Origin of the sequence: Micromonospora sp. NPDC050276 (genome assembly GCF_044459545.1) — a bacterium.
In the GTDB taxonomy this organism is placed as follows: Bacteria; Actinomycetota; Actinomycetes; order Mycobacteriales; family Micromonosporaceae; genus Micromonospora.
This window is the reverse complement of the sequence record NZ_JBITJA010000032.1, coordinates 1-18,452: the sequence shown is the minus strand read 5'-3', so window position 1 is coordinate 18,452 and position 18,452 is coordinate 1. Positions and strand designations below refer to the sequence as shown.

Here is an 18,452-nt window from a genome sequence, read left to right as displayed (position 1 = left end):
CCCAGTCCTCCACGCTCAGCACCTCCCGATGCTTCAGGAGGTGGTCCCGATTCAGCCGGAACCACATGGTCAGTTTTCAGGCGGAGCCGACACCTCATCCGGCACCACGCCCCATCGCTCCCAGCGCCAAGCCTTCTCGCGCCGGGCTGCAGTGTTTAGACGGCGCGCGATGACATCGACGAGATCTTGTTGCGTCCAGCTTCGCTGTTCTCGAACGTAGCTCAATGGATGCACCAAGAGCTGACTCCGTGGCGATGGTGTCCGCGTCATCCTGCCTCCCCGATCGTCGCCGTCACTCTAGTCCGCTTCGGTCAACAAAACGTGCTCTCAACTGCGGAAACTGCTCGGATTCGTCATGAGACAACAGCGAGACAACAAGCTAGGCGTCGATTTGCTCTGGTCGTTCGGATTTCCTGAACAGGCCAATCCGTTTCGGTGTCGACCGGTCGCTGTCGGTGATTCGACCGCGCGGAACTCAGGTCGCCCGGCGCGGCGGTGAGTAGGGGAGGTCCGCCCCTGGAGGCGATGGCGAGCCTCCTGCCGGGAGGAGCCAAGTTGGGGGCCGAGAGAGGGGTGGCATAAAGATGCACCGGGAAAAGTGGTTTGTTCCAGCCGACGATAGGTCGTTCGATCCCGTGGGTAGCAACGTGACGCGGCGCAGGGCTATCGAGGCACGGGTAAAGACGTGCGCGGAGGGTCCGAAGCACAGTCGGGTGGTGCTTAGCGTTATCCGCGCACCCAGGGCCAGCCGGCACGATGGCTGACCTGGGGCTCTCGCTGGCGGTCACCCTCGCCTCGCACGATCGAGCCGCCGGCCACTTCTGGTCGTTCATGGAGGACCGCAGCGTGCGGCTGCTTCCGTACCAATTTGCACCGGTGTTCTTCTCGACGCTCGGGCAGTTGGTCGCGGCTCGGCGTGATCCGGCTGGTAGGCGTGCGGCGTTGGCGGTGTTGGGTCGGATGTACCGGCGTTTTGATCTTCGGCCGTATCACGGGACCGCCGTCGCGGCCGCGTTGGTCGATACGGTGCGTCGGTTCACGGGCGAGGGTTGGGAGCCCGAGCTGGCGGGTCGGTGGGAACTGGGGTGTCGTCGGGCGCTTCGGCTCGCGGAGCGGGCGGCGGGCGCGTTAGGCGATGGTCCGCATGTGACGTTCGGCGAGGTGGAGACGTGCGAGGTCGCCGCTGATGGTGTCGCGGTGTTGACTGTCCGGCCGATGCGGAGGCTTCGGTATCTGCCTGGTCAGGCGATGCCGGTGTGTACGCCTCGGCTGCCGGGGCTGTGGCGGTGGTATTCGCCGGCGAGCGTTCCGCGCCCGGACGGGCGGGTGGAGTTCCACGTTCGTGCCGTTGCCGGGGGTGTGGTCTCGCCCGTTCTGGTCGGGCGGGTGGCCCCGGGGGAACTGTTGTGGCTGGGACCGGCTTCCGACGTCGGATTGTCGCTGGAGGCCGCCGGTGACGCCGATCTGCTGTTGGCAGCCGGGGGTACTGGTCTTGCCCCGCTGCGGGCGCTGGTGGAACACGTTGCCGCGTCGCCGAACGGGCGGCGGGTCACGTTGGTGGTGGGCGCGCCCGCACTACCAGATCTCTACGACGCGGTCGCGTTGGACAAGCTTCAGCAGGCGCATAGCAAGTGGCTCACAGTCGTGCTGGCCTTCTCGAACGACCGTGATGTGGAGCCCGCCGCGCAGGGCGACCTGCTCAGCATCGCCTTGGATCACTATCGGCCGGGGCAGGCGTTCTATGTTTGCGGCTCACCGCCGTTGATCGAGGCCGCGCGGAAGCGGCTGCCCCTCGCGGGGGTTGCTGCGGAAAATCTGCATCTCGCTGCGACTTTCCATCGCCCGCTCGACTCGGCGTTGTGGGTGTCTCGCCACCGCTCATCGCCCCCTGCCCGCCTGAAGCCCGCGCTGGAGACGGCCATCGGCGGTAGCGGGTTCGGCCGACTCGCGGGGGATGCGCCAGGAGCTTGACACGCGGCCCGGACTGGATTCTCGGGACCGTTACGTGGCCGGCCAGGGGTCGGGCCAGTCGAGCAGGGTGGCCAGCCGGGCGTTGTGCGGCGCGAAGTGGTCGCCCAGGCGCTCGCGCAGAGCCGGGGTCAGCTGCGAGGCGCCCTCGTCGACGCGACGGGTGTGCCGGGTGAACGCCTCGGGGGTGAAGGCCGGCAGGCCGAGGAAGCGCAGGATGTCGCCGTACGTGCCCGCCGGGTCGGCGTGCAGGTCCTCGGTCCGGGCGACGTGGATCCGCTCGCGCGGGACCTGCGCGAACCACCGTTGCAGCTGCTCGGCGTAGCGGCCCCGGGCGGCGTACGAGTGGTTGCGGAGCGCCCGGTGGGCGGCCCGGGTGTCCGGGCCGCCACGCGTCGCCCGGGCCAGCCGCTCCTCCTCCGCGTCGAGGGCGTCGGCGAAGGACAGCGGCTCGGCGCCGTAGGAGCGGGTGTGCAGGTAGTGCGAGTAGGCCCGCTGCACCGGGTCACGCAGCAGGACGACGAAGCGCGCCTGCGGCAGGGCCGCCGCGACCCGGGACGGCACGTTCGGATGGAACAGGTAGTAGGGGCTCGCCTCGAACGTGCGCTCGCCCGGGGCGAGGCGCGGGAAGTGCCCCCGATACCACCGCACCCCCCGACCATGGTGGACGCTGAAGTACTGCAACTCCTTGCCGCTGGCCACCCGGACCCGGGGATGCGCGGCGAGGTGGTGGTACAGCGAGGTGGTGCCGCACCGCTGCCCACCGATCACCAGGAAGTCGGGCAGCGGGCCGGGCTCCCCTGGTCGGACCGCGCGTCCCCACGCCCGCGCCGCGCGTACCCCCCGGCGCAGCCGATCGGTGGCCTGACGCCGCGCGATGCCGGTCACGGGCGGACCCCGCTGCCCGCGGTGACACCCAGGTCGCCGTCGGCGGCGGCCCGTCGACCGCCTCCGCGGGTCACCGATCGCAGCACCATGACGTCCTCCCGGCTGAGCCCGAGGGCGAGCACCACGGCGAGGTACGCCGCCACGATCGCGGCCAGACCGACCGCGAGCTGCGCGGTCCAGCCCTCGACCAGCCAGCGCACCCCGAACCCGACACCCATCGCGACCAGCGCGGCGACCAGGCCCTTGACCATGCCCGCCGTCACCGGCACGGTGTGCACCTGCGCGCGCACCTGCCAGACCCGGGCGATGTTCACCGCCGCCAACGAGACCGCCCAGGCCACCGCCGCACCGAGAATGCCGTACGCGGGGATGAGCCAGAGGTTGAGCAGAACGTTGAGCAGCAGGGCGGCGAGGTTGTCCACCATGTTGACCGAGACCCGGCCGGACATGTTCAGCAGCGTTCCACAGGGCCCGGTCGCGGCGTTGACGAGCTGGCCGAGCGCCAGCACGACCGTCACCGCCGCACCGCCGGCCAGATTCGGCCCGCCGACCAGCCGCAGCAACTGCTCCGGGAAGACCAGCAACGCCACGAAGGCCGGGAGCGACAGCCGGAGCACCCAACCGGTCGCGACCCGGTAGATGCGGCGTACCTCGTCCAGTCGACCCTGGTGGTAGAGGTGCGCCAGGTGCGGGCCGAACGAGGCGTTGACCGGTGCCAGCACGAACACCGCGATCGTGACCAGCCGGGTCGCCACGTGGTAGACGCCGATGGCGTCGGGACCGTAGTCGAAGAAGCCGAGCAGCAACGCGTCCACCCAGATCAGCCCGGTGGACGACAGCGAGGAGACCCAGCTGACGGTGGAGAACCGGAACAGCTCCCCCGGCCGGTACGCGGGCCGGGCGGGGGGCACCCGGCGCAGCATCCGGGCGAGCGCCACGAGAGCGAACGCGGCGGCGCTCCAACTCGCCGCCACCAGCGCCCAGAACGCGCCGGTCAGGCCCGCCCCGAGGGCGAGCGCCAACGCGGTGAGCACCAGCCGGGCGGCCGGCTCGTAGACCTGGCCGATGAGCGCGTAGGCCCGTTGCGTGCGCCAACCCCGGGTGGCCGCGAGTGCGGCCTCGCACACCGTGGCGGCGGGCAGGCACAGCGCCACCAACCGCAGCCCGGTGGTGAGCTGCGGGTCGTGCAGGGCGTCGGCGAGCCACGGCGCGCCGGCCACCAGACCGAGCGCGATCACCGTGGACGCGGCGGCGGAGATGCCGAGCCCGAGCCGGATCGCGCCCCGGAGGGCGGCCGGCTCGTCGTCGGCGAGATGCACCGCCACGAACCGGGTCAGCCCGGCCCGGAAACCGGAGAGCGAGAGCAACCCCAGCAGCGACAGCACCGCGTAGACCTGGGCGTACCGGCCGAGTTCGCGTACCCCCAGGGCCCGGGCCAGCAACAGCATGACCAGGAAGAGCGCCACCTGGCTGAGCACGGCGCCGGCCAGGTTCAGCACGCCGCCGCGGGCCATGCCGCGTACCTGTTGGTCGCCGGCCTCCGGCGCGGCCGGCGGCCGGCCGGTCACCTCGCGCACCGGGTGGCCCGTTCTCCGACGGTCACGGCCGTGCCGCGGTCACGGTCTCCGCCGGCACCGAGCGGGTCGCGGTGCTCGCGGCCGGGGCCACCGGGCGGGCGGCGACCCGACCCCGCGAGAGCAGTTCGAGTACGCCCACCAGCAGCACTCCGAGCAGCAGACCCGCACCGCCCACCGGCAGGGCCGTGCGCACCAGCTCCGCCATCCTGCTCACCTCGTGCGCCTCGCCGATGCTGGTCACCTGCTTCGGGTCGGCAGCCTGGGCCTGCGCCCGCGCCGCCTGCAACCCCTCCCGCGCCTGGGACAGCGCGTTGGTCGCCGCGTCCCGCTGGGCGAGCAGGGCCTGGTAGTCGGGGAGCTTCGGCCCCAACTCGTCCAGCTTCTTCTGGGCGGCGGTGATCGCGGCCGTCGCCGCGTCGACACCCCGGCCGTTGCCGACCGCCTGCATGGAGAGCTGCTGCTGGCGCAGGCTGGTCAGCTCGCCCAGCGTCGCCTGGTAGATCCGGTCCGGCTGGGAGACCTTGTTCGCCTTCTCCCACTCCCCGATCGCTCTGGTCGCCGCGGTGACGTCGGCGTTGGCCGCCTCGACCTCGCCGGTGGCGATGCCGACCTGGGAGGAGAAGAGGAACGCCAGCGCCCGGGTGGTGGTGGCGGTCAGCACCGGAGCGACCTTCGCCGGGTCACCGGCGGTGTAGGTCACCTCCAACTGGCTGCTCGCGCCGACCTGGCTGATGGCGAGCCCGTCGCGCAACCGCTCCGGCGGCACCCCGGTGTCAGCGGCCACGTCGGCGAGGACCCGGGGTGAGGTGACCGCCGCGCCGAACGCCGCGACGAACTGGTTCGCCGCCTGCGTACCGGTGTACTGCGTTCCGGCCGTGCCGCCCACCAGCGCCGGCGCCGCCACGTACGCGGTCCCGCTGAACTGCTGTGGCGCGAACAGGACGATGGCGGCCGCGGCGCCGGTAGCGAGCACCGGCACTCCCACGAGTACCCAGAGGCGCCGCCGGGCGACCCGCAGGTAGTCGACGATCTCCACTTTTTCCCCAATGCTGTCGTTCAGTCAAACCGGGACGGACGTGCGTCGTGGCTGCTCGCCGGTCAGGTTCGGAGCCGGTTGGCGGGCGATCACACTGGCCGCCGCGGCGAACGCGACGAAGTACCAGAGGGTGACCACGTTGGAAATGACGTTGGAGGCGGCGCTGACCGCCACGAAGGCGGCGGCGCAGCCGGTGAACCCGACCGCGACGCCACGCTCGAAGCTGCCCGGGGGCGCGCGCCGCAGCGCGGTCCGGGCGGTGTGCAGGAAGGCAAAAAGCATCAGCAGGTACGCCCCGAGACCCAGCAACCCGGTCTCCACGTACGCCCGCAGGAAGTCGTTGTGCGGCTTCTTCGCCTCGTCGGTCTCGCGCTGGGTCATGTTCGGCCCGATGCCGGTCACCGGGTTCCGGTCGGCCAGCGTGACGATCTCGGTCCAGTAGCCGATCCGCCACGCCAGGGTGTTTCCGGTCGGGTCTCCGCCGACCGCGCGCGACGTACCGAGTTGGGCGAACCGCTCGCCGACGGCGGGCACCAGGGCCACCCCGGCGACCGCCACCACGCAGAGGGTGACCAGCATGCGCTTGCTGCGGTGCAACGCCGCGACCACGACCAGGCCGATCGCCGCGCCGAGCAGGGCGCTGCGGGTGTTGGTGAGCAGCAGGAACAGCAGCGAGAGCGCGAGCAGCACCCCGAGTGACGCCCGCAGTCGACGATCCAGGAAGCGGTACACCGCGAACCCGAAGATCACCATGAACATCAGGTAGCGGCCGAACGTGGTCGACTGGCTGAACGTGCCGCTGATCCGGGTGAAGTCGCCCTTCACCTCGGCCGGCGGGTTGCCGAGCAGCGACAGGACGACGGTGTAGCCCAACGCCAGCACCAGCGAGGCGTAGCAGGCGAGCAACACCCGACGGATCGCCGCGGTGTCCGGCATGAGCTGTTCCAGCACCACGAACATCACCACCACGGTGAGGATCCGCAACGCCTCCAACAGGCTGTTCGCCGGCCGGCTGGCACCGAGGGCGCTGACCACGCTGCTGGCGCCGACGAGCAGCATGGCCCAGCTGAGCGGGGTGCCGCGCAGCCGCCCGTGCCGGCTGAGCTGTGCGGCCAGCCAGAGCCCGGCGGCGAGGAGGAACAGCACCGCGAGCAGGGTGGAGGGGTCCGCCGCCCGCGCCGTTCCGGCGGAGTCGGCCTGGCCTGCGCTCGGGCCGGTCAGCTTGAACAGGTCGACGCAGGAGCGCACCGCGAGCATCAGCAACACGTACCCGGCGAACCGGGTGAGCGCGAGCACAGCCACGGCGATCCCCGCGACCACCGCGAGCGGCAGCACCATGCCCCGACGGTCACCTGCCGCCATGGAGACACCCGCGACCACCGCCACGACCGCGGCGGCCAGCGCCGCACCGCCGGTGAGCAGGCGGGTCGGGTCGAGCCTGTTGGTCATGGGCGGAGCCACCTGCTGCGTGTGTTGTTCCACTGATCCCACTGAACCGAATCGACGCTGTGCGGCCGCTGCCGGGCACGGCCAACCGATGTCCTCCCGGCACAAGATCGGTTCAATCTAGCCCTGTCACCCCGACGGTAGAAGGGGCCGTTGCGCCGACTGTTCCGTCCTCCGCGGGGCTGATCCGACGCTCCCCCGGCGAACCCCGCCCGGTCAGTCGGTGGCCGCCGTGAGTCGCGCTCTGGCCCGCCGGCCCGGCTCCGGAGCCAGCCGCAGGTAGAGCCGCTCCAACTCGCGCGCGGCGGTGTCCCAGCTGTACCTGTCGGTGACCCGCTCGCGCAACGCCACCGCACCGGCCCGTTCGCCGGGCAGGTCGGCGAGCAGCGCCGTCAACACCCGGACCAGGTCGTCCTCGTCGCCGTCGCGGAACAACCGCCCTCCGGCGCCGTCGGACCTCAGCACCTCGACGTGCGGCGCGATGTCGCTCGCGACCACCGGCAGCCCGTACGCGGCCGCCTCCAGCAGCGTCAACGGCAGTCCCTCCAACCGGGACGGCTGAACGAAGCCGGCGGCGCCGGAGTACAACTCGGCGAGCAGGTCGCCGTAGGCGAACCCGGTGAAGACGATCCGGTCGTCGCCGTCGGCCGCACGGCGCAGCCGGTCCACGAAGTCGTCGGTGAATGACGATCCGCCGACGATCGCCAGCCGCAGCGGGGTCTCGGTGCGGCGGAAGGCCCGGATCAGCAGGTCGGCCGCCTTCTCCGGGACCAGCCGCCCGACCAGCAGCAGGTACCCGCCGGGGGTCAGCCCGAACCGGGCCTCGATCTGACGGGCCCGCGCCGGTCGGGCCGGGTTCACGCCGTTGGGGATGTAGGTCGTCGGGCGGCCGAACCGGCTGCCGTAGTGGGCGGCGAGGCCCTGGGAGACCGCGACCCGCTGGTGCGGGACGTACCCGCTGAGCCAGTGGGCGCTGCCCAGCACCGCCCGCGCGGCGAGCCCCCACTTGTCCCGCTGGTTGTCCAACCCGTGCACGGTCAGCACGACGCGCGCTCGGGACAGCGTGCGCGGGAGCGGGGCGACCAGGGCTGGCCCGAGCCCGTGGTAGTGCACGATGTCGGGCCGCGCGGCCATCGCCGCCATGGTGGAGGTCGCCGCGTGCACGATGGCGTCGAGGTGCTTGCTCGCGATCGTGTGGGTCTGGCGCAGCCGTACCCCCCGGTAGCCGTCGGCGGGTGTGTCGCCGTAGCTTGGGCGACAGTAGACGGTGACCTCGTGCCCGTAGCTGGCGAGCCGGCTGGCCATCTCCTCCACGTGCCGTTCGATCCCGCCGTAGGTCGCCGGCATCCCCTTCTGGCCGATCATCGCGATCCGCAGCGGACGCCACGTGGTGCCGGTGTCGGCGACGCCCGCCGCGGACGACCGGGCGGCGAACATTCGCCGGGCCGGGACGCCCCCGGTCCGCTGCCGGGGAATCGCACGGCTTACCGCGTGCCGGTCCACGTCCTCGGCCTGCAGGTCGGGATGGGCCACGTTGACTCCCTGCGTGACTAGGTCCGCGCCCGCCGCCCGGGCAGATCAACACCTTGCCATGAACGGGCCCGTTCGCGAGCTGATCACTCAGACAAAAAAATCATCCATGGGATTCGAAGTGAAGGGAATGTCGCCCGGATGACGAGGAGATGGACAGTGCCGGTACCGGGTCGACCCACGCGAACGACAACGAGCCCCGGCCGATCACTCGTGGATCGACCGGGGCTCGTCGGTGGGAACTGTCAGGCGAGATCGAACCGGTCGAGCTCCATGACCTTGGTCCAGGCCGCCACGAAGTCGGTCACGAACTTCTCGCGACCGTCCTGGCTGGCGTAGACCTCCGCGAGGGCTCGCAGCTGCGAGTTGGAACCGAAGATGAGGTCGACCGCGGTGGCGGTCCACTTCACCTCATCGGTGGCCAGGTCGCGGATCTCGTAGACGTGCTCCTCGGACTTCGACGCGGCCCACCGGGTGCCCGGGGACAGCAGGTTGGCGAAGAAGTCGTTGGTGAGCACGCCCGGCCGGTCGGTGAGGACACCGTGCGAGGTGCCGCCGGTGTTGGCGCCGAGGGAACGCAGGCCGCCGACGAGGACGGTCATCTCGGGCGCGGTCAGGTTGAGCATGTAGGCGCGGTCGACGAGCAGCACCTCCGGCTGGGTCTTCTCGCCGGCACGCAGGTAGTTGCGGAACCCGTCGGCGCGCGGCTCCATGACCCGGAAGGACTCGGTGTCGGTCTGCTCCTGGGTCGCGTCGGTCCGGCCCGGGTGGAACGGCACGGTCACCTCGAAGCCGGCGTCCCGCGCCGCCTTCTCGACGGCGGCCGAGCCGGCCAGCACGATCAGGTCGGCGATCGAGATCGTCGCCCCACCGGCGGAGTTGAACTCCCGCTGGATGCCCTCCAGGGTCTCCAGGACGGTCGCGAGCTGCTCGGGCTGGTTGACCTCCCAGCTGCGCTGCGGCTCGAGCCGGATCCGTGCGCCGTTGGCGCCGCCCCGCTTGTCGGTGTGCCGGAAGCTCGCGGCGGAGGCCCAGGCGACGGAGACGAGCTGGGCGGTGGAGAGACCGGACTCCAGAACCTTCGCCTTCAGGGCGGCGATGTCGGCGTCACCCACGAGCACCCCGTCGGCGGCCGGCACCGGGTCCTGCCACAGCTGGGGCTCGGCCACCCACGGCCCGAGGAAACGGCTGACCGGACCCATGTCGCGGTGCAGCAGCTTGTACCAGGCCTTGGCGAAGGCCAACGCGAACTGGTCGGGGTTCTCCAGGAAGCGGCGCGAGATCTTCTCGTACTCCGGGTCGACGCGCAGCGACAGGTCGGTCGTGAGCATCGTGGGCCGGTGCTTCTTCGACGGGTCGAAGGCGTCCGGGATGATCGCCTCGGCGTCCTTGGCCACCCACTGCTTCGCGCCGCCGGGGCTCGTGGTGAGCTCCCACTCGTAGCCGAACAGGATCTCGAAGAAGCGGTTGCTCCACTGCGTCGGCACGTCGGTCCACGTCACCTCGAGACCGCTGGTGATCGTGTCGGCGCCCTTGCCGCTGCCGTGGGTGCTCAGCCAGCCCAGGCCCTGCGCCTCCAGCGGGGCACCCTCGGGCTCCGGGCCCACGTGGTTGTCGGCCACGGCGGCACCGTGGGTCTTACCGAAGGTGTGACCACCGGCGATGAGCGCGACGGTCTCCTCGTCGTTCATCGCCATCCGGCGGAAGGTCTCGCGGATGAAGTGGGCCGCCGCGGCCGGGTCCGCGTTACCGCGCGGGCCCTCCGGGTTGACGTAGATGAGCCCCATCTCGGTCGAACCGACGCCGGCCGCCATCTCCTTCTCGGAGGCGTAGCGCTCGTCGCCCAGCCAGGTGTCCTCCGGACCCCAGAAGATCTCCTCGGGCTCCCAGACGTCCTCACGACCGAAACCGAAGCCGAAGGTCTTGAAGCCCATCGACTCCAGGGCCACGTTGCCGGCGAGCACGAGCAGGTCGGCCCAGGAGATCTTCTGGCCGTACTTCTGCTTGACCGGCCAGAGCAGCCGGCGGGCCTTGTCCAGGTTGGCGTTGTCCGGCCAGCTGTTCAGCGGCGCGAACCGCTGCCCACCGTCGCCGGCGCCGCCCCGACCGTCCTCGATGCGGTACGTGCCGGCGGCGTGCCAGCTCATCCGGATCATCAGGCCGCCGTAGTGGCCGAAGTCGGCCGGCCACCAGTCCTGCGAGGTGGTGAGGACCTCGACGATGTCGCGCTTGAGGGCCTCGACGTCGAGCTTCGCGAACTCCTTGGCGTAGCTGAAGTCCTCGCCCAACGGGTTGCCCTTGGCCGAGTGGGCGTGCAGCACCGAGAGGTCGAGCTGGTTGGGCCACCAGTCCCGGTTGGTACGCGGACGACCGCCGGTCTTCGGCGTCGGCGAGTCGATCGCCGGGTTCTCGCTCTCGCTGCCGTGCGCGGTCACCGAGTCGTGCGCGACCGGGCAGCCGGCCGCTGCCTTCTGGTCCACGCCCTGCGCACTGATGGGGCCGTTGTCCTGGGTGTCGCTCATGTGCTTCCTTCCGAACTTGCGGATCTCTGGGGCGTGCGGTCGGTCGCGCAGTCGGGGCAGGTGCCCCAGTAGACGACCTCCGCCTCGTCGACCACGAAACCGTGGTCGCCCGAGGCGGTGAGACAGGGGGCGTGGCCGACGGCGCAGTCGACGTCGGCGATGGCGCCGCAGGAGCGGCACACGACATGGTGGTGATTGTCCGCGATCCGGGACTCGTAGCGGGCGGTCGCCCCGGCCGGCTGGATGCGCCGCACCAGACCGGCGTCGGTGAGCACCCGCAGCACGTCGTACACCGCCTGGTGGGAGATCGTGGGATGATCCGCGCGTACCAGCGCGATCACCGCGTCGGTGCCGACGTGCGGGTGGTCGCGCAGCGCCGCGAGCACCGCCAGTCGAGGCCGGGTCACGCGCAACGAGACAGCCCGCAGCTGCGCCTCGAAGTCGGACATCACGGGTACGAACCCTAGCTCACTATTTTGGAACGAATCAAGTTTTGAGCCAGTCGAGGCACCCCGGCGGTGGACGATTCACCCGAGATTAACCTGCGGGAGGAGAAAACCCGGACAGCCATGTCGAGAAGTGCTGATCGGCTCCGTCCCCGGGGTGAACGTGACCACGATGGGTCGCAGCCAGCACCAAGGAGCATCACGATGGCCAAGTACCTGCTGCTCAAGCACTACCGAGGCGCCCCGACCGCCGTGCACGACGTGCCCATGACCCAGTGGACGCCGGAGGAGATCTCGGCCCACATGCAGTACATGCGCGACTTCGCGGCTCGACTGGAGGGGACCGGCGAGTACGTCGACGGCCAGGCGCTCGCCCCCGAGGGAGCGTGGGTCCGCTACGACGGCGAGGGCCGCCCGCCGGTCACCGACGGCCCGTTCGCCGAGACCAAGGATCTCATCGCCGGCTGGATGGTGATCGACGTCGACAGCTACGAAAGGGCCGTCCAACTAGCCGGGGAACTGTCGGCCGCACCCGGGGCGGGCGGGAAGCCGATCCACGAGTGGCTCGAGCTGCGCCCGTTCCTGAGCGAGCCGCCGACCGTCACGGAGTGACGGCTCCGATGGACGAGACGCTGCTGCGGAACCTCACGCCGAGCGTCCTCGGGATCCTCGGCCGCCGCGGAGTCGACTTCGCGGCGGCCGAGGACGCCGTGCAGGACGCACTGGTCGAGGCGATCCGCGTCTGGCCGGCCGACCCGCCGCGCGACCCGAAGGGCTGGCTGACCACGGTGGCGTGGCGCCGGTTCCTCGACACGACCCGAGCCGACGCCGCTCGCCGCCGGCGTGAGGATCTGGCCGACGAGGAGCCGGCGCCTGGACCGGCCCCCACCGTGGACGACACGCTTCAGCTCTACTTCCTGTGCGCCCACCCGTCGCTGACGCCGTCGTCCGCGGTCGCGCTTACGCTGCGCGCCGTCGGCGGGCTGACCACGCGCCAGATCGCCCACGCCTACCTGGTGCCCGAGTCGACCATGGCGCAGCGCATCAGCCGGGCGAAACGCACCGTCTCCGGGGTGCGGTTCGACCGACCCGGTGACGTCGCCACCGTGCTGCGCGTCCTCTACCTGGTCTTCAACGAGGGGTACTCCGGCGACCTGGACCTCGCCGCCGAGGCCATCCGGCTCGCCCGGCAGCTCGCGGTCGCGATCGACCACCCCGAGGTGGCGGGGCTGCTCGCCCTCATGCTGCTGCACCACGCGCGGCGCGGCGCCCGGACCGCACCCGACGGCAGCCTCATTCCCCTCGCCGAGCAGGACCGCAGCCGCTGGAACACCCGGTTGATCGCCGAGGGTGTCGAGATCCTGCAGGCGGCCCTCGCCCGTGACCAACTGGGCGAGTTCCAGGCCCAGGCCGCCATCGCGGCACTGCACGCGGACGCGCCGACCGCCGCCGAGACCGACTGGGTGCAGATCGTCGAGTGGTACGACGAACTCGCGCGACTGACCGACAACCCGGTCGTCCGGCTCAACCGGGCGGTGGCCGTCGGTGCGGCCGACGGCCCACGCGCCGGCCTGGCGGCGCTCGCCGCACTGGACGACGCCCTGCCCCGATACACGGCGGTGGCGGCCTACCTGCACGAGCGCGACGGCGACCTGGCAACGGCGGCACGGCTGTACGCCGAGGCGGCCCAGCAGGCTGCCAACCTCGCCGAACGCGACCACCTGACCCGCCAGGCCGCCCGGCTCAACACCCTCCGGTGGCGCTGACCGGTCGTGTCGCGGTGCCGCCCGACAGCCTCGGTACCGCTTCCCACGGCCGACCGACGGCGGTCCGGAAAGTCTCCGGAACTTTCGGCGACCCCTGCTCGGGCCGTTGCTCCCTGATCGAGATTCCTCGGTGACCACCCTCGGCACTGATCGATTACTGACCTGGATGGATGCTGTTCGGCGACGACAGCACTGTTGCCGGCCTGTTTCCGAAAATTGTTGACAAGTCGACGGCCGGGTCAATACGGTCGCCATCGACGGCGTTCAATCGCCGTCTGCACCACCACCACGACCCACTCCTCCGGTCGTCGTGCAGGACGACCGGCCCACCACCACAGAGCGGTACGACGCCGTGGCCGTTACCCGAGCACGGGCAGCCTGCCGAGGCGTACCGCGTGCTGGCCCCCGCCAGCCGTCACGAGGAGGCACCAGTTACATGACCGACACCAGCCACACCACGCCACGGAGGCGCGGCCGCATGCGGCTGCTCCTCGGGGCCGCGTGCGCCGCCGTCCTGGCCGTCGCCGGCACGATGACGGCGACCAACGCGTACGCCGAGGCCGACAGGACCCTCACCTCGAACCTCACCGGCACGCACAACGGCTACTTCTTCTCGTTCTGGAAGGACAGCGGCAACGCCAGCATGACGCTGCGTGCCGACGGCCGATACACCAGCAGTTGGGACCGGAGCACCAACAACTGGGTCGGCGGCAAGGGTTGGGCCACCGGCAACCGCCGGACGGTCACCTACTCGGGCAGCTACAACCCGGGCAACAACAACACCTACCTCGCCCTGTACGGATGGACGCGCAACCCGCTCATCGAGTACTACGTGGTGGAGAACTTCGGCAGCTACAACCCGAGCAGCGGCGCCACCCGGATGGGCACGGTCACCACTGACGGCGGCACCTACGACATCCTGCGCAGCCAGCGGGTCAACGCCCCGTCGATCGATGGCAACCAGACGTTCTACCAGTTCTGGAGTGTCCGCCAGCAGAAGCGCTCGAGTGGCACCATCACCACCGCCAACCACTTCGACGCCTGGGCCCGCGCCGGCCTGAACCTCGGCACCAACCACAGCTACCAGATCATGGCCACCGAGGGTTACCAGAGCAGCGGAAGCTCCGACATCACCGTCCGGGAGGGCAGCGGCGGCAACCCGACCTCCGGTCCCACCACCGGCAATCCGGGGACCGGCAACTGCACCGCGACACTCTCCGCCGGCCAGCAGTGGGGTGACCGGTTCAACCTCAACGTCGCGGTCAGCGGCACCAACAACTGGGTCGTCAGCCTCGGCCTCGGTGGCGGCCAGAGCATTCAGAACAGCTGGAACGCCTCCGTCAGCGGCACCAGCGGCACGGTCACCGCGAGACCGAACGGCAATGGCAACAACTTCGGTATAACGGTCATGGCCAACGGCAACTGGAACTGGCCGACGGTCAGCTGTCGCACCAGTTAACTCCGAGCATTTCCTGACAACACGGCACAGCTCTGGCGTGGCGGCTTCGGCCGCCACGCCAGACCGTTTTCCACCGGCAACCACCGCGTCCACCTCGGCAGCAACGACGGCCTCGGATCGGGCTGGTGCGGCCCGGTCCAGTCGCGCGACCGCCGCCTGCGCCGCCGCCCGCTAGACCTGCGGCGCCGCGGCCCCCTCTCCGACCGCCGACTCCTCCGCCGCCGGTTCCTTGGTCGGGTCAGCCGCCGAGCCCTCCGTCGTCCCCGCGCTCGGTGCCGCTGTCGTTCCACCCGTCGGGGTTGCCGTTGGCTGCGCGGGCGTGCTCCCGGACGTGCTGGGATCGGGCGCATCCGCAGTGCTCTCACCGGGCGGTGCCGATTGGTCCACGGTCCCCTGGCCCGCTGACCGAGTGGCCGTCGGGGTCGGGGGGCCAGGCGTTCGGCCCGGCATGCCCGGGGAACTGCGGGTGGCCGGTTCACCGCCGCCTCCGCCGGGGCCGGGTTCCCGCTGCGACGGCACCGTCGGTGACACCGCGGGTGGCTCCGTGGGGGGCGTCGACGGTCGCCCGGTCGGGCCGGGCATGAACCCGATGGGATCGGCGAACACCAGGACGGCTGCCGCCGCGGCCAACGATCCGAGAAGCACCGTGCGCGCTCTGGGCCCCGGGCTGCCCGACCGGCTCACCGCGCCGCCGAGGGCAGACCCTTGGGCAGCCGTGAACCCGGTCCGCACCCCGATCTCGGTCGCCCCGGTGGCGGTGGGCGGCAACTGATCAGCCGGGTCCGCGAGTGTCTGCGCCGCCGTGGCCATGGCCGCCGCCGTCGGGAAGCGGTGCGCGGGGTCCTTGGCCATCGCGGTGGCGACCACACGCCGGACCGCCACCGGAACGTCTTCCGGCAGCGGCGACGGTTCCTCTTCGAGATGCCGCAGCGCCACCGCGACGGCGTTCTCGCCCTGGTGCGGCGGCGCACCGGCGAGGCAGTGATAGACGACAGCCCCCAGCGCGTAGATGTCGATCGCCGGCGTGATCTCGTTCCTCGCGACCTGCTCGGGTGCCATGTACAGGGCGGTGCCGACGATCTGGTTCGCTCCGGTCAGGCTCGCCGCCTCCTGCGTCACCGCAACACCGAAATCGACGAGTACGACGTGTCCGTCCGGCTCGATGATCAGATTGCTGGGCTTCACGTCACGGTGGACGACACCGGCGTCGTGCGCGGCCTGTAGCGCACGGGCGGTCTGCGCGGCGATGGACATCGTCTCGGCCACGTCCAGCCGGCCGGCCTCGGCGATCCGCTCCGACAGTGGCTGCCCCTGCACACACTCCATCACGATGTAGGCGAGGACCGGCGCTCCGGACCGGGACACCTCACCGTAGTCGTAGACCTGGGCGACACCCGGGTGACGCAGAGCCGCCATCGCCCGCGCCTCGCGGCGGAACCGCTCGCCGAAGCCGGCGTCGGTGACCAACCGAGGTTGCAGCATCTTGACCGCCACGCAGCGGTCCAGGGTTTCGTCGACCGCCCGCCACACGTCACCCATGCCGCCGCTGGCGATGCTTTCGACCAGGCGGTAACGGTCTCCGACGACTTGCCCCACATTCGGCATAGCTTCCGGTACCCCGGACTCCTCGATCTCAAGCACAGCGAGGCTGGGGAGATCGCCACGTCGGCTCTACGAGATCAGCACCCGACCGGGCCGCGAGCATTCGCGGCACCGGCGACGTGACCCGTCCCGCCGCTGCCGGCGGGGCGGGCTCGGCCGATTACGGCTCGGTCAGCTGTTCAGCCTGGCCAGCAGGGCGGTGGCCAGGCCCTGCTCACCACGAGCGTTGGGGTGGAACGGGGCGGCCGAGTTCTGCGGCACCAGACCCTCGACCCAGCGGGTGCCGCTGCTCTTGCACGCGTCGCGGCCGATCGACGGGGTGTAGACATCGGCGTAGGTGGCACCGTTGGCGCTCGCGGTGCTGGCCAGCATCGCGTTGAGTGACTTCTCGATGCCCCGCAGGTATGGCACGTCCTGGTAGGCGATCGGAACGACGGGCCAGCAGCCGTAACCGGTGTCCGGCAGGATCGCCGGATATCCGAGCACCACGACCCGCGCGCCCGGCGCGGCCTGCCGGACGGCCCGCAACACGGCGGTGACCTTCGGGGTGGCGGCGACGATCCGCGCCTGCAACTGGTCGACACCGCCAGCGGTGTAGCGGTTCTTGCACGGAGACCCGAGCGGGCTGCTGACGCTCGCCTCCGCGCAGTCGCCGATGATGCCGGAGAAGCCGATGTCGTTGCCGCCGATCTGCACCGTCACCAGGGCCGTGTTCGACGTGACCGCGTTGAGCTGCGGTGGCAGCGTGATGCCCAGTTGGCCGCTGCCTCCGTAGAGGATGTCGTCCGTGGTGGCACCGGAACAGCTCACGTCGGCGAACGACGACGAGCCGGCGGACGCGGCCACCAGTGAGGGATAGTTGCGGTTGGACCGCAGGCAGTTCAGGTCGACCTGGGTGGGGATCAGCGGCCCGGCGGTGTACGAGTCACCCAGCGCGACGTAGCGGCCGGTGGGCACGGCGGCGCTGGCGGGTGCGGCGGCGGTGAGCAGCACGCCTGCGGTGGCGAGGGCGAGTGCGGCCAACCGGGTGGCTGCCCGCAGGAGGGGCAGGCGGGGACGGGTCATGGCGCCTCCCAGGAGGGATCACGGTGGTGGTGGTGCCGAGATCCTGTCGCCGCCGACGCCCGCCGTCAATATCGATGAACCTCACTAAATAGCGGTCCGAAGTGTGGGATGAATCGGTGGCGGTCAATTGATTGACGCGTACCACCGGGCACCGGTGACCCGGACCCGCTTGGACTGCTTGCGGTTCCACTCCACTCGCATGCCGTGCTTGCGGAGCCGACCAGCAGCACGTCGGCGGCGTCATAGTCCGTCGGTGGCGTCATAGTCCTCGGTGACGGCGCAGCCCATGTCCTCGTCGAAGTACGGGAAGTGCCAGTCGGGGTCGATCTCGGCCACACCGTCGGCCGAGACGAACAGCGTGCAGTCGTATCCCGTCTTTTGTCAGCCGGACGTGACGGGAGCGAACCAATGCCACGTTTCGAGCAGCTTCGGCTGCCCCAACCCGTTCGTCCTCTCGATGACGTCATCGTCGCTTCGGACGTATCCGGCGGACTCAGCGACCCGCTGCGAGGGCACGTTGCCCTGCACGATGCTCAGCCGCAGTCGGGTGAGGCCGAGTTCCTCGTGGCAGAACCTCGTCATCAACCGCAGCGAACGCGACGCCAGACCTCGGCCGCGGTGCGCTGGGCCGATGGCGTACCCCAGCACCCCGATCGCCACGTGAAGTGCCACGAGACCGAGCGGCTCCCCGCCGTCCCGCGTCACGGCCAGATCGACAATGCCCTGGGCACGGCGCCGGCGGATTCTGACCAGAAAGGCGTCCGCGTCGAACGGAGAAGGAATATCGGTGTTCGCGGCCATGTCCGGCGCCTCGAAGAGGCCCGGCATGTGCGGCAGATCAGCGTCGAGCCAGTCTCGCAAGACGATCCCCTCCCCTTCCAGTACGAGAGGGGAGGCGGTTGGATCGACCGCCGGCAAAATTGTTGATTCACAGCTCACACAACATCCTTACACGGATGTCGCCGCCGGCCCCTGAGCGCTGGAACCGACCGGGCACTGATCGCGAGGCGAGGACCCGGCGCGGCCCGAGGATCAACTGCACTGGCGTGGTGCGGGCGGGCTCGGTGTGATGCCGAGCCCGCCCGTTTCCGGTCGGTCGAGCTTGATCAATCGGGTCAGCGCTGCAGGGTCAGCAGACCCGGCCGGT

14 protein-coding genes and 1 pseudogene are annotated in these 18,452 nt (G+C 70.7%); 4 read left to right on the top strand and 11 right to left on the bottom strand.

What is annotated here, in order from left to right; genetic code table 11:
- The first annotated feature begins 756 nt into the window (after positions 1 to 756).
- Positions 757 to 1,971, top strand: coding sequence for an FAD-binding oxidoreductase (locus ACIBF8_RS31710; protein WP_396787591.1), 1,215 nt, complete (start codon positions 757 to 759; stop codon positions 1,969 to 1,971).
- A 30-nt stretch (positions 1,972 to 2,001) separates the two neighbouring features.
- On the opposite strand, the gene ACIBF8_RS31705 is transcribed toward ACIBF8_RS31710, so the two are convergent.
- From ACIBF8_RS31705 to ACIBF8_RS31675, 7 genes are all read right to left on the bottom strand, one after another.
- On the bottom strand, positions 2,002 to 2,856 hold the full coding sequence (locus ACIBF8_RS31705; RefSeq protein WP_396787590.1) for a sulfotransferase family protein: 855 nt from the start codon (positions 2,854 to 2,856) through the stop codon (positions 2,002 to 2,004).
- Entirely contained in the window at positions 2,853 to 4,433 is a 1,581-nt protein-coding gene (locus tag ACIBF8_RS31700) for an oligosaccharide flippase family protein (protein ID WP_396787589.1), read from the bottom strand. The genes ACIBF8_RS31705 and ACIBF8_RS31700 overlap by 4 nt, the downstream gene beginning before the upstream one ends.
- A 22-nt stretch (positions 4,434 to 4,455) precedes the next feature.
- On the bottom strand, positions 4,456 to 5,469 hold the full coding sequence (locus ACIBF8_RS31695; RefSeq protein ID WP_396787588.1) for a Wzz/FepE/Etk N-terminal domain-containing protein: 1,014 nt from the start codon (positions 5,467 to 5,469) through the stop codon (positions 4,456 to 4,458).
- Positions 5,470 to 5,493: 24 nt separating this feature from the next.
- A complete protein-coding gene (locus ACIBF8_RS31690) occupies positions 5,494 to 6,918 on the bottom strand; it encodes an O-antigen ligase family protein (protein ID WP_396787587.1) in 1,425 nt (474 codons plus the stop codon).
- 213 nt (positions 6,919 to 7,131) lie between these two features.
- Positions 7,132 to 8,448 carry a glycosyltransferase family 4 protein gene (locus ACIBF8_RS31685; RefSeq protein ID WP_396787586.1) on the bottom strand — a complete coding sequence of 439 codons (1,317 nt, stop codon included), beginning with the start codon at positions 8,446 to 8,448 and terminating at the stop codon, positions 7,132 to 7,134.
- A gap of 242 nt (positions 8,449 to 8,690) precedes the next feature.
- A complete protein-coding gene (katG, locus tag ACIBF8_RS31680; RefSeq protein WP_396787585.1) occupies positions 8,691 to 10,967 on the bottom strand; it encodes a catalase/peroxidase HPI in 2,277 nt (758 codons plus the stop codon).
- On the bottom strand, positions 10,964 to 11,419 hold the full coding sequence (locus tag ACIBF8_RS31675) for a Fur family transcriptional regulator (protein WP_396787584.1): 456 nt from the start codon (positions 11,417 to 11,419) through the stop codon (positions 10,964 to 10,966). The genes katG and ACIBF8_RS31675 overlap by 4 nt, the downstream gene beginning before the upstream one ends.
- Before the next feature lie 198 nt (positions 11,420 to 11,617).
- Here ACIBF8_RS31675 and ACIBF8_RS31670 point away from each other — a divergent pair, with 198 nt between their 5' ends.
- From ACIBF8_RS31670 to ACIBF8_RS31660, 3 genes are all read left to right on the top strand, one after another.
- Positions 11,618 to 12,025, top strand: a complete 408-nt coding sequence (locus tag ACIBF8_RS31670) for a YciI family protein (protein WP_396787583.1) — start codon at positions 11,618 to 11,620, stop codon at positions 12,023 to 12,025.
- 8 nt (positions 12,026 to 12,033) lie between these two features.
- On the top strand, positions 12,034 to 13,179 hold the full coding sequence (locus ACIBF8_RS31665) for an RNA polymerase sigma factor (protein WP_396787592.1): 1,146 nt from the start codon (positions 12,034 to 12,036) through the stop codon (positions 13,177 to 13,179).
- A 436-nt stretch (positions 13,180 to 13,615) separates the two neighbouring features.
- Positions 13,616 to 14,638, top strand: coding sequence for a glycoside hydrolase family 11 protein (locus ACIBF8_RS31660; protein ID WP_396787582.1), 1,023 nt, complete (start codon positions 13,616 to 13,618; stop codon positions 14,636 to 14,638).
- A gap of 171 nt (positions 14,639 to 14,809) precedes the next feature.
- On the opposite strand, the gene ACIBF8_RS31655 is transcribed toward ACIBF8_RS31660, so the two are convergent.
- From ACIBF8_RS31655 to ACIBF8_RS31640, 4 genes and pseudogenes are all read right to left on the bottom strand, one after another.
- On the bottom strand, positions 14,810 to 16,243 hold the full coding sequence (locus ACIBF8_RS31655) for a serine/threonine-protein kinase (RefSeq protein ID WP_396787581.1): 1,434 nt from the start codon (positions 16,241 to 16,243) through the stop codon (positions 14,810 to 14,812).
- 168 nt (positions 16,244 to 16,411) lie between these two features.
- A complete protein-coding gene (locus ACIBF8_RS31650; RefSeq protein ID WP_396787580.1) occupies positions 16,412 to 17,305 on the bottom strand; it encodes an SGNH/GDSL hydrolase family protein in 894 nt (297 codons plus the stop codon).
- Between the two features lie 243 nt (positions 17,306 to 17,548).
- Positions 17,549 to 17,662, bottom strand: a pseudogene (locus tag ACIBF8_RS31645) (dihydrofolate reductase); the annotation flags it as partial.
- 24 nt (positions 17,663 to 17,686) lie between these two features.
- Entirely contained in the window at positions 17,687 to 18,244 is a 558-nt protein-coding gene (locus ACIBF8_RS31640) for a GNAT family N-acetyltransferase (protein ID WP_396787579.1), read from the bottom strand.
- Positions 18,245 to 18,452 lie beyond the last annotated feature (208 nt).